11 protein-coding genes and 1 tRNA gene are annotated in these 11527 nt (G+C 64.3%); 5 read left to right on the top strand and 7 right to left on the bottom strand.

Going from position 1 to position 11527, the window contains the following annotated elements; genetic code table 11:
* Positions 1-127 precede the first annotated feature (127 nt).
* The 3 genes from BRC58_01830 to ppnK all read left to right on the top strand — a co-directional run bounded on the left by BRC58_01830 (position 128) and on the right by ppnK (position 3397).
* Complete coding sequence (locus tag BRC58_01830) at positions 128-1258, top strand: chorismate synthase (GenBank protein ID PSP19137.1); 1131 nt, start codon at positions 128-130, stop codon at positions 1256-1258.
* Positions 1259-1384: 126 nt separating this feature from the next.
* The gene (locus tag BRC58_01825; GenBank protein ID PSP19136.1) at positions 1385-2350 is read left to right on the top strand and encodes a 3-beta hydroxysteroid dehydrogenase; all 966 of its coding nucleotides are present in this window, start codon (positions 1385-1387) and stop codon (positions 2348-2350) included.
* A 129-nt stretch (positions 2351-2479) separates the two neighbouring features.
* A complete protein-coding gene (gene ppnK, locus BRC58_01820; protein ID PSP19135.1) occupies positions 2480-3397 on the top strand; it encodes an NAD(+) kinase in 918 nt (305 codons plus the stop codon).
* Here ppnK and mrdA read toward each other — a convergent pair.
* The 7 genes from mrdA to lipA form a co-directional block, all read right to left on the bottom strand.
* Positions 3389-5191, bottom strand: a complete 1803-nt coding sequence (mrdA, locus tag BRC58_01815; GenBank protein ID PSP19134.1) for a penicillin-binding protein 2 — start codon at positions 5189-5191, stop codon at positions 3389-3391. The genes ppnK and mrdA overlap by 9 nt on opposite strands.
* Before the next feature lie 13 nt (positions 5192-5204).
* Positions 5205-6149 (bottom strand): hypothetical protein, encoded by a 945-nt coding sequence (locus BRC58_01810; protein PSP19133.1) that lies wholly within the window; start codon positions 6147-6149, stop codon positions 5205-5207.
* A 61-nt stretch (positions 6150-6210) separates the two neighbouring features.
* A complete protein-coding gene (gene thiS / locus BRC58_01805; GenBank protein ID PSP19132.1) occupies positions 6211-6429 on the bottom strand; it encodes a thiamine biosynthesis protein ThiS in 219 nt (72 codons plus the stop codon).
* Positions 6422-7492, bottom strand: a complete 1071-nt coding sequence (locus BRC58_01800) for a thiamine phosphate synthase (protein ID PSP19131.1) — start codon at positions 7490-7492, stop codon at positions 6422-6424. The genes thiS and BRC58_01800 overlap by 8 nt, the downstream gene beginning before the upstream one ends.
* Positions 7493-7567: 75 nt before the next feature.
* Entirely contained in the window at positions 7568-8230 is a 663-nt protein-coding gene (locus BRC58_01795; GenBank protein PSP19130.1) for an SAM-dependent methyltransferase, read from the bottom strand.
* A 111-nt stretch (positions 8231-8341) separates the two neighbouring features.
* Positions 8342-9589, bottom strand: coding sequence for an RNA polymerase sigma factor, RpoD/SigA family (locus tag BRC58_01790; GenBank protein PSP19129.1), 1248 nt, complete (start codon positions 9587-9589; stop codon positions 8342-8344).
* Between the two features lie 382 nt (positions 9590-9971).
* Positions 9972-10964: a lipoyl synthase gene (gene lipA, locus BRC58_01785; protein PSP19128.1), complete on the bottom strand. Its 993-nt coding sequence runs from the start codon at positions 10962-10964 to the stop codon at positions 9972-9974.
* On the opposite strand from lipA, the gene BRC58_01780 reads away from it, so the two are divergent.
* A tRNA-Pro gene (locus BRC58_01780) sits at positions 10950-11023 on the top strand. The genes lipA and BRC58_01780 overlap by 15 nt on opposite strands.
* Positions 11024-11086: 63 nt before the next feature.
* Positions 11087-11392: a hypothetical protein gene (locus BRC58_01775; GenBank protein ID PSP19127.1), complete on the top strand. Its 306-nt coding sequence runs from the start codon at positions 11087-11089 to the stop codon at positions 11390-11392.
* The last annotated feature ends 135 nt before the right edge of the window (positions 11393-11527 follow it).

Below are 11527 nucleotides of genomic sequence, written 5' to 3'. Positions count from 1 at the left end.
CCCCTGCGATTGAGGGCTGACCCGCACTGGCTCGGCTAACGACGGTTAGCTGACGCTGCTGCCCCCTCCCATTCCCGGGAGGGGGCAATTGTTAGAATCAGGCCGCAACGCTTTGGCCGGCCGGGGCATGGGCAACACGTTCGGGCATCTGTTCCGCGTCACTACCTACGGCGAGTCGCACGGCGGTGGCGTGGGCGTTGTAGTTGATGGTTGCCCGCCGCAGCTATCGCTGGCCGCCAGCGACATTCAAGCGGAGCTGGATCGGCGGCGACCCGGTCAGAGCAAAATCACGACGCCGCGCAAAGAGACCGACACCTGCCAGATTCTCTCGGGCGTATTTGAGGGGCAGACGCTAGGAACGCCCATCTCCATCTTTGTCCCTAACAACGACGCCCGCGCCCAGGATTACGGCGAGCTGGCTTACAAGTACCGCCCCTCGCACGCCGATGCCACCTACGATGCCAAATACGGCATCCGCAACTGGCAGGGCGGCGGCCGCGCCTCGGCGCGCGAGACCATCGGTCGCGTTGCTGCCGGCGCGATCGCGCAAAAACTATTGCAGCAGGCTGCCAACACCAGCATCGTCGGCTACGTCAAGCGCATCCACACCCTGGAAGCCAGCGCCGACCCCGAGGCAGTCACCCGCGAGCAAATCGATCGCAACATCGTGCGCTGCCCGGATGCCGAGTGCGCCGAGCGCATGGTCGCGCTCATCGAGCGCACCCGCAAGCAGCAAGATTCGCTCGGCGGCGTTATCGAGTGCGTTGCGCGCGGCGTTCCGCCCGGTTGGGGCGAGCCTGCCTTCGACAAGCTCGAAGCCGACCTAGCCAAAGCGGTGATGTCGCTGCCAGCCAGTAAAGGCATCGAAATCGGGTCTGGCTTTGGTGGCACTGCCCTCACCGGCAGCGAGCACAACGATCCCTTCTACAGCAACAACACCGGCGAGATCCGAACGGCCACCAATCGCTCGGGCGGCGTTCAGGGCGGCATCAGCAACGGGGAAGCCATCCTCCTGCGCGCTGCTTTCAAACCCACCTCCACCATCGGCCGCGAGCAGCAGACGGTTACCAACACCGGCGAGGCAACGACCCTAGCCGCCCGCGGGCGGCACGATCCCTGCGTTCTGCCGCGCGCCGTTCCCATGGTCGAGGCCATGGTTGCGCTGGTGTTGTGCGACCACTGGCTGCGCCAGCGGGCCCAGTGCCAGCCAGTTGTGGCGCAACCCAGCGAGCCGCCAACGATGCAAGCTACCCGCTGAGGCAGGCCCCAAAAAACTTAACGCGTTTTTAGCTGGAGGACGCCCGGACGCCCGGACCGATTCGCAAACGCAGTGGTGCGGGTCTGATAAGATTTGTAGAAAGTTTAAGCTTGACTCACCTTATAGATGAAGGTATTGCTGGTCGGTGCCACCGGCACCCTGGGCAGGCAAGTTGCGCGCCGAGCGCTCGAGCAAGGCCATCACGTCCGCTGCTTGGTTCGCAATCCCAAACAGGCTGCGTTCCTCAAAGAGTGGGGCGCTGAGCTCGTTCGCGGCGATCTCTGCCAGCCCGATACCTTGCCGCCGGCCCTGGCGGGGATGGAAGCCACTATCGACGCGGCAACCGCCCGCCCCACTGATCGCCGAGGCATTCAAGGCATTGACTGGCACGGGAAAGTTGCGCTCATCCAGGCCGCCAAAATGGCCGAGGTCGAGCGCTACATCTTTTTTTCGCTGCTCGATGCCGAGGCCTATCCGCACGTGCCGCTAATGCAGATCAAGCAGTGCACAGAATCCTTCCTGCAGGAAGCCGGCATGAACTACACCATCCTGCGCCCGTGCGGGTTCATGCAAGGCTTAATCGGCCAGTACGCTATTCCCATTCTGGACGAGCAAGCCGTCTGGGTAACGGGCGAAGACACCCCGCTGGCGTACATGGACACTGTCGATATTGCCAAGTTTGCGGTGCGCGCCTTAGAGGTCCGCGAGACGGAGCAGCGCAGCTTTCCCGTTGTGGGAACGCGGGCTTGGCGGGCGAGCGAAGTCATTGCCGTATGCGAGCGCCTATCCGGCAAGGAAGCCAAGATTTCGCGCATTCCGCTAGGCTTTTTGCGCTTTATGCGCCGTTTGACGCGCTTTTTTGAATGGACGCAGAATGCGGCCGATCGCCTGGCGTTTGCCGAGGTGCTGGCAAGCGGAAGACCTCTCGATGCGCCCATGGACGAGGTTTATGCCACCTTCGGCCTCGATCCCAAAGAAACGACCACCCTGGAGGAGTACCTGCAGGAGTACTTTAACCGCATCCTGCAAAAGCTCAAAGAGCTGGGCTACGACGAAGCGAGCCGGCGCAAAAAGATTCCGTTTAAAAAGTAGCTGCCGCCCACCCCCCCCGCCAGCGGCCGCAAGCCAGTGCTAGCAAGCGCACGCTTGCGTGTGCAACGATACCGGCTAGATAGCGTCCCAGCCTGAGCTGGCCCTGGCCAACCGCACTCTAGAACGGTCGTGCCCAAAGCAGGCATCATCTACAACGACTCCAAGGCGATCGCGCGCCGGACCGCCGGCGAGCTGAGCGACAAGCTGGCGGCGCGCGGCTGGGAAGTCTGTCTGGCGACCGGCTTTGGCGGCATTTTGGGGTATTCCCAGCCCGAGACGCCGGTTTGCAACACGCGCATCGAGGAGCTCGCGCCTGAGGGCTTCGACGAGAGCGTCGCCTTTAGCATCGTTTTGGGCGGCGATGGTACTGCCCTGGCCGCTTTCCGGCAGCTAGCGCCGCGCAACATCCCGCTGCTGCCGGTCAACACCGGGCACATGGGGTTTCTAACCGAAACCTATCTCAACCAGCTGCCCCAGGCCCTCGAGCGCGTGCTCGCCGGGGATTACGAAATTGAAGAGCGCACCATGCTGGCAGTGCGCGTCTTTCGCCAAGACGCGCTGCTGTGGGAAGCCCTCTGCCTCAACGAAATGGCGCTGCATCGGGAGCCGCTCACCAGCATGTGCCATTTCGAAGTTGAAGTGGGCCACCATGCCCCCATCGACATTGCAGCCGATGGCTTAATTGTGGCAACCCCGACGGGCTCGACCGCCTACTCGCTCAGCTCGGGGGGACCGGTGGTAACGCCGGATGTGCCGGTGCTGCAGCTAGTGCCCATCTGCCCCCACTCGCTGGCCTCGCGCGCGCTGGTTTTTTCGGATGCGGAACCGCTGACCGTCGCCCCAGCAACCGAGAGCCAGTTGGTCATGGTGGTCGATGGTAACGGCGGTTGCTACGTGACGCCCGACGATCGCCTCGAGCTGGCGCGATCGGCACACTCGGCCCGATTCATTCGCCTGCAATCGAACGAGTTCTTCCGCGTCCTGCGCGAGAAGCTGGGCTGGGGCCTGCCGCACGTCGCCAAGCCTACCTCGGTGGAGCTACCCTGAACTGCTATCTGGTTTGCCTTCGCCATTTTTTTTATCTGAGACGCCAAAATGGGCCTTCATGACCTTGCGCACAATGGGTCCGGCCACCGATCCGCCGCCCCCACCAGAGTGCTCGGCAAAGGCAACGACCACAATCTCGGGGTCCTTAAAGGGCGCAAAGCCGGCAAACCAAGCGTGGGCCAGTCCCCTTACTTCGGCCGTGCCGCTTTTGCCAGCCGCCGCGGGGAGCTCGGATACGTTGAGCGCTTTTCCCGTGCCCGCTTGCACCACCTGGCGCAGCCCGCGCCGGATGAGCTGCAAGTGTTGGGGCTGGATGTGGATCGAGCGCCGGATGGTATCGGCGCCCTGGCGCAGGTGCGGCTGCACGCGATCGCCGCCGTTGGCCGGTACGGCAAACGCCGCTGCCACTTGCAACGGCGTGGCCAGGGTAAACCCTTGCCCCAGTGCCAGGTTGACGGCATCGCCGGTCCCCCAGGGACGGTCCATGTTGTCTTGCCGCCACTCGTGCGTGGGCAGCAACCCGGACGACTCGGACGGCAGCGCGATGCCCGTTGGCGAGCCGTAGCCGTAGGTTTTGGCCCAGCGGAGCAGCGGTTCGCCGCCCAGGCGCTTGCCCACTTGGCCGAAAAAGGTGTTGCTGCTGTTTTGCAGCGCGCCGGCAAATCCCAGCGGGCCGAATCCGGCCCCGTTCCACTCGCGGAACTTGAGGCCGTGAGCCGTAATGTAGGGATAGGTGTTGAGGACGGTATTGGGTGAAAACTCGGGCGATTCCAGCCCCGCTGTGGCAGTCACCAATTTAAAGGTGGAAGCGGGCGGAAAGCCCCGAACGGCCCGATTGACAAAGGGATTGTCCTTGGATTGCAAGCGCTGCCAGGTCGCCGAGTCCACCGTGCCGGAAAAGACGTTGGGATCGAAGCTGGGGTGGCTGACCATGGCCCGCACGGCCCCACTGCTGGGATCGAGGGCGACAACGGCCCCCTTGCGCGTCCCCAGGGCTTTCTCGGCCGCCTTTTGCAAGCCCAGATCCAGGGTTAGGGTGATGTCTTGGCCGGCTTGGGCGGGCTGCTCGCCCAAAACGCGCTCGATATTGCCGGCTGCATTGACGGCGACGCGCTGCCCGCCCCATTCGCCGCGCAGTTGCCGGTCGAAAGCCGCTTCGATTCCCATGCGGCCGATGACATCGTCCATGCGATAGCCTTCGTCTCGCCGCCGAATGAGTTCACCGCGCGTAATGGGTGCCGTGTAGCCCAGCACGTGGGCGGCGGCTTTGCCATGCGGGTAGCGCCGTACCTGCTCGACCTCAATCTCGACGCCCTCCAGCTGGGGCCGGTGCTCGGCGAGCGCCGTCATTTGGGCTGGGCTCAGATCGCGCGCGATCCGGATCAGCTTGGGGGAGCGGGGATCGGCGCGCTCGATCCGCTGCTGGATTTCAGGTTGGGACGGATCCAGGATGCGGACGAGCCGCTCCCGGATCTGGGGCCAGTCCGGATTCCGTTGCACCAGCGGCCAGACGTAGGCAGCGCGCGAGAGCTGGTTGCCAGCCAGCACCTTGCCGTTGCGGTCGTAGAGATTGCCCCGCACTGGGGGCTGGGGCAGCACCCGAATGCGATTGCTTTGCGCCAGCGTACGGTTGCGCTCGCCTTGGAGCAGCTGCAAGTAGGCCAGGCGCGACCCCAGGCCGCCTAACAGCACTAGGCTGACCAGCAGCATGAACCCAACCGCCCGGCCATGCTGTACCCATCGGGGCCAGCTAGCCTGAGAGCGCGGCGAGGCGCTCGGCCCAAACGTGGTCATGGCAGCGTCCGTTTCAGACCAACTTCAGGTTGGAGTATTGGGCCAGCAGATCGTCAGCCGTTAAGGTATCGCTCTCGGCTTGCGGCGTCCAGAGCACCTCGACCGCCAGCAAGCGATCGCTGGACAAGCTACCGAGCTGGCGCAGGGCCTGGCGCAAGCCGTCGGCACTGTTGACGTCAGGCAGATCGAGATTGCCCTCGGCCCCCACCAGCAGCGTCACCAGCACGTACTCCCCTGGGGCGGCCGTTTCGCTACCCCCCTCAGGCTGCGGCGCGCTCTGTTGCAGCTGACCGTCGACGTTGGAGAGCGTCTCTTGCGAGAATTTGCTGCGCTCGGCCAGTGCCAGCTGGTTGAACTGAGCCTCGGCGGCATCCAGCGACGCGCGCTCGGCGTGCGCGGCGCCGTAGGCCCAATACTCGGGTTGGCGCAGCAGGGCCAGCGTGGCCTCTTGCAACAGCAGCGAGCGCCCGGTCTTGGAGCTGGTATTCGCCGTTTGCGCCAGCTCGTTGAGCTCGCGCTGCAGCTCGCGTGCGTCGGCCAGCAAGCCCACTTGCACCTGCGCAATGGTCACTTGAGGGTTGCCGCTGCCTACTGCCGGTGCGCCGATACCGCCGGCAGTGCCGCCTAGCAGGCCGCTGCTGCGGATGCTGCGAACGATGAAGTTGGTAACGACAAAAAAGATCAAAATCGAGAATAGGCTACCGAAACCACCGACGCCGAAAAAGGGCAGCGGCATAAAAAACGGGAACCCAATGCCACCGCCACCGCGGGCGCGCGGACCGCTGCTGCGCGGTGGCGCCGTCGAGCGCGGGGCTCGGAATCCGCCCCCGCCCATGCGGCCCCCGCCGCGCGCCGCGAGCGCGTCACCCGCATCGATGGCAACCAGCGCCAGCACCAGGCTGAGCGCCAGCAGGGGTTTCAACAGCGGTTTGAGTTTTGCCAAGCAGGTGCGGAGCATGGTGCAATTCGCTCGCGTATTGAGGAATGGGGCAAGGGGGGATCGCTTGCCTACATCAATCTTAACCACCGCCAACGATGGTTACGACCTCGAGACGATCGCCGGCTTGCAACCAGGTCTGGGGCCAGCGCTCTCGGGGCAAAATCTCGCCGTTGTACTCCAGCGCCACCAACCGCGGGTCAAAGCCCAACTGCTCCAGCGCTTCGGGAACGGCAAGCGGGGCCGGGCAGTGGCGGGTCTGGCCGTTGACCTGAACGGCAATGGGGGCGCGCTCAGCCATAAGGGGAAGGGCTTGCCAAACGGCGCAGGTTGTGCGCTCGTGCCAGCTGCGAGCGCACGTACTGGACGATCAGGGTGGGATCGCGCGCTTCCATGATGGCGCGCACCACCGCCACGCGCTGGGCGTTGGCTGCCATGACCTCATCCAAGTTCTCGGTGCCGATGCCGCCAATGGCAAACCACGGGATGGTGGCATGCTCAGCGGCGTAGCGGACGTAGTCGAGGCCGGCTGCCGTTTTGCCAGCCTTGGTGGGGGTTTCGTTGACGGGACCGACGCCGACGTAATCCGCCCCCTCGGCGATCGCTTGTTGCAGCTCCTCTGGGTTGGTCGTCGAGCGCCCGATGATGCGCTGGCGCCCCAGCAGCTGACGGGCAGCCGCAATGGGCAGATCCTGCTGGCCCAAATGCACGCCGTCGGCACCGGCTGCCAAGGCCAAGTCAACGCGATCGTTGACCAGCAGCAAGGCATCGTAGGCGTGGCAGAGCTCGCGCAATTGCTGGGCGCGAGCAAGGCGCACGGCGTCATCGGCATCCTTGTCGCGGTACTGCACCAAGGATAAGCCGCCTTGCAGGGCCGCCTCGACTGTCTCGAACAAGCCGTCTTGCGGGGCCGTCACCAAATACAGCGACGCCGCCTGCAACTGCCAGTGGCGCTGCCCGGCCAGCAAGCGCGCCTCCAGCGCATAGGTGCGGTAGCGCATCCGCTCGCAAGCCGCGCTCAGCGCCGGCTGGTAGAGCTTGCCGTACTCTTCCAACACGCGCAGCGCCTCTTGCACGCGCGCAAAATTGGCTTGCAAGATGGCCGGCACGTCCGAGCGCTGTTGTTCGCCCGGCTGCGAGAGCGTCGTGCCGACATCTGCCGGCGTATCCCGCGCCGCCCGCAGCTCGTCTGCGTGCCAGCCGGCTAAGGTCTGCCGCATCTGCTTGCACTCATCGGAGAGCTCGCGATCATCGCGGCCGAAGCGGCACCAGTCCTCAATAATGCGCAGCCCCTCGCGCGCGCGATCTAAATTGGCATCCAAAATGCGCGCGACGGCTGGCTCGCGCTCACCCTGTTCTGCCATCGGCTGCCAGTCTCGGTACGCCGGTCGGGATCAATCTAGCTCATTGCAGGAGGCAGTGACGGCGCGATCGCGCCCTTAGCGCTTGCGCGCCAGCGTCAGGCCGTCCGCTACCGGGAGCAGGCTCAAATCGATGCGCTCGTCGCGGTGGAGTTTGGCATTGAGTGCCTGTAGGGCCTGCGTATCGGGATCGGACGATTGGGGATCGGCCACGCGCCCCGACCACAGCACGTTGTCGATCGCGATCAGCCCGCCCGGGCGCAGCAGCGGCAGCAGTTGTTCGTAGTAGCGGTCGTAGGTTTGCTTGTCGGCATCGATAAAGGCAAAGTCAAAGCGCTCGAGCTGGCCTTGGGCGCGCAGCAACTCCAGGGTCTCGGTAGCTGGCGCCAGGCGCAGATCGATTTTGCCGGCAACACCGGCGGCTTCCCAGTAGCGCTGCGCGACGGCCGTACAGTCAGCGTTGGTATCGCAAGCCACCAGTTCGCCATCAGCAGGCAAGCTCAGGGCCGTCCAGAGCGCGCTATAGCCGGTAAACACCCCTACCTCGATCGCCCGCTGCGCTCCCAGCAGCTGCACCAACAACCCCATGAACTGCCCCTGCTCGGGCGCAATCTGCATCTGCGGGTTGGGGTAGTGGGCCGTTTCGGCGCGCAACTGCCGTAGCAGCTCGGGCTCGCGCAGCGAAACCGACAGCAGGTAGTCGTAGAGCTGCTCGTCTAGGCCGAGACTTTTGAGCGTCATGGGGCAGGCTCTGGCGGGCGCCGCCCCTCAGGCTAGCGCGCGAGGGCTTTGAGTGAGGCCAGGCGATCGCGCCGCTTGAGTTGCTTGAGCTTGTACGGGCTTTGGCCTCGGTTAGAGTGAAGCGAGATGATCGCGCATGCGGTTGCGCCGCTTGGGTTGCTTGAGCTTGTACAGGGCTTTGGCCTCGATCTGGCGGACCCGCTCGCGGGAGAGCTCCAGCGTGCGGCCGATTTCAGCCAGCGAGCGGGCATTGCCATCGAGCAGGCCGTAGCGCAAGCGAACCACCTCGCGCTCGCGCGCGGTCAGCTCGTCCAGCAGGTACTGCACGTCCCGCTGTAGGGCTTCCTGGGCCAGGTCGTCTTCGGGCAGGCTGCTGGTGGCTTCGAGCAGGTCGCTGAGCTCGGTATCTTGTTCTTTGCCGACCTTGATATCGAGCGAGACGGCCTGCGGCACCCGCGCCAAAACTTCGCGCACCTGGCGCGGCGTAATGCCCAGGGCCTCGGCAATGTCGTCAATGGTGGCCGTGCGGCCTTTTTCCTGCGAGATGCGGTGCTGCGCCTTTTTGATTTTGTTGAGCTTTTCGGTGACGTGAACGGGCAGGCGGATGGTGCGGCTTTGGGAAGCGATCGCGCGCGTGATGCCCTGGCGGATCCACCAGTAGGCGTAGGTGCTAAAGCGGTACCCCTTGGTGGGGTCGAATTTCTCTACGGCCCGCTCTAGGCCCAGCGTCCCTTCCTGGATCAGATCCAGCAGCTCCAAACCGCGGTTTTGATACTTTTTGGCCACCGAGACTACCAAGCGCAGGTTGGCCTGGATCATGTGCTCTTTGGCCCGCGTGCCTGCCTGCTGGATGGCCTCGAGCTCGGCCACGCCCAGGCTGGCAGCCTCGGCCCACTGCTGCTTGCACCGAGTCACGAGCTGCTGCAATTGGGCGATGCTCATCTGGGCCTCGCTGGCCCAGCGCGCCCAGGAAGGCGGCGCCCCTAGCTGCAGCTCCAAGCGCTCGTAAGCTTCGTTGAGCGCAACAAAGCGAGCCATCTCATCGTTGCCTTGACTGGCCAGCTGGCGTTGCAGCTCCTGGAGCTGCATGTAGCGCTGCACTTTTTGCGCCTCGGCCACTTCCTCGTCTGGCTCGAGCAGCGGAACGCGACCGATTTCGCTCAAATAGAGCCGGACGAGGTCGGTGGTGCCGTAGCTGGCGTGCTGGAAAAACTCGCTGGCGCTGGCCTCGCCCCGCTCGGTTGCCTCAGCTGGTAGCGGCGTCCCGCTCTCAGTGGAATCCCGCTCGTCGGTATCAAAAGCTACCTCCGGCGGCAGCTCTTCCCCATCCATGCGAACGTCAAACGGGGTTGCCGTCATCAGGAGCCTCCTCACACCTTAGTGGCTCATCTGCAGTCGGTTAGCGCGCGATTGTTGCTGGTTTTAGGTGACGATCGTTGGCATTAGATTCCCGAGCAGTCTCGGCCAACAGCTCGGTAAGGGCGGTGGGCAAACAGCTGCCCTGGAGAGGCTTGAGCGCCACAGTCAACCCGCCATTCTAGGCATCGGTTGCCCTTGCTCCATCAGTCTTGGGGAGTAGAGTCCTGTTTGCAGTGGCAATCGCTACCAGCGCAAACCGCACCTTGGGACGAAGGATTGACGCCTTGGTTTCCTAGCCGGATCTTATTGGGCAATGTCCCGAAGCAAACGCGATCAAGATCACAGTTGCCCTAAAAAGCGTGCTTGCAAGCGGCATGACAGCCTAGGCCTTGGCGCGCGGATGCGCTTGCATTAGCTCGCGCACCTGCTCGGCGTGGTAGGAGCTGCGGGTCAGCGGCGAGGAGACGACCTGCAAAAAGCCCAAGGATTCGCCGTAGGCCCGCCAGGCATCAAATTGGGCCGGCGTGACGAACTGCTTGACGCCCAGGTGTTGCTCGCTGGGCTGCAGGTACTGGCCGATGGTGACAATGTCGCAGTCGGCCGCGCGCAGATCCTGCATTACCTGGCGCACTTCGGCATCCGTTTCGTCCCAGCCCACCATCAGGCCGGATTTGGTGTAAATCCAGGGAGCCAGCTCGCGCGCGCGCCGCAGCAGCTCCAGTGATCGCGCATAGCTAGCTTGCGGGCGCACCCGGCGATAGAGCCGCGGGATGGTCTCGATGTTGTGGTTGAGCACCTCCGGCTCGGCAGCCAGGATCCGGGCCAGGGCGTCCCAGTCGCCGCACAGATCGGGGATCAGCAGCTCGATGGTGGTCCCGGGTGAGGCCTGGCGGATGGCTTCGACGCAGCGGACGAAATGCGCGGCACCGCCATCGCTAAGGTCGTCGCGATTGACCGAGGTGACTACCACGTGGTTGAGCTGCATGCGCTCGACGGCCGCTGCCAGGCGGTCTGGCTCGCTGGGGTCGGGGGCGTTGGGCTGCTTGTCAAAGCCAATGTCGCAGTAGGGGCAAGCGCGGGTGCAGCTGGACCCCATGATTAAAAACGTGGCCGTTCCCTTGCTGAAACACTCGCCGATGTTGGGGCACGAGGCTTCCTCGCAGACCGTGTTGAGCCCCAGATCCCGCAGGGTGTGTTGGGTCGTGCCCACGCGCTGGGCTTGGGGGGCTTTGACTCGCAACCAATCGGGCTTTGCCGTCACGCCGCGATCGCTCCTTTTGCATGTCAGCGACTGCCCCAATCCTAGGGCGAGCGCCGCCGTTTCGCCACAGCGCGGCGTGGTATCATAAGTTGCGGGCACCGGGATGTAGCGCAGTTTGGTAGCGCACTTCGTTCGGGACGAAGGAGTCGCAGGTTCGAATCCTGCCATCCCGATGCCGTCCCCCCGGTTGGGGAGATTGGCTATTGGGGGACTTACCCGGCCAGCCGCAAGCCAGCATGCTAGCCCACGACTGCGAGGCGCGCGAGCTCAAAGCCCGCCTGCTCCCCGAGGCCAACGAGCGCATCCTGGCGCGCGGGCGTGAAGGCTACTTTGACGTTGCCATCACGGCCGAAGGCGAGCTTTGGTATCGCTTTCTGGATGCCATTTTTAATCCCCGCCAGTGGGTCATTTTGGGCGAGAGCGAGGCTGCGCTGGGCTGCGATCGCCCCCACTGGTGGTTGTGCCTGCGCAATGACTGCCCCAGCGTTCCGCTGGCCAGCCGCTGCTACGCCTTTCACTTTGCCAGCGACGAGCAAGCCTGAGCGCTAATACTACAGTCGCGGTTTGGAGTCGGGTGGTCTAGCTCGGTAGTGACAGCCTCGCGCGACGGCTTGGTGATGGCGACGCCAATGAGACCAAAGCAGCGCCTGCTCGGCACTTTGCAACTTGGGCAGCAC

It is taken from the genome of Cyanobacteria bacterium QS_8_64_29 (assembly GCA_003022125.1).
Taxonomy (GTDB): domain Bacteria; phylum Cyanobacteriota; class Cyanobacteriia; order Cyanobacteriales; family Rubidibacteraceae; genus QS-8-64-29.
Note: the sequence above shows the minus strand (reverse complement) of the source record. Positions and strands in the feature narration are given on the sequence as shown.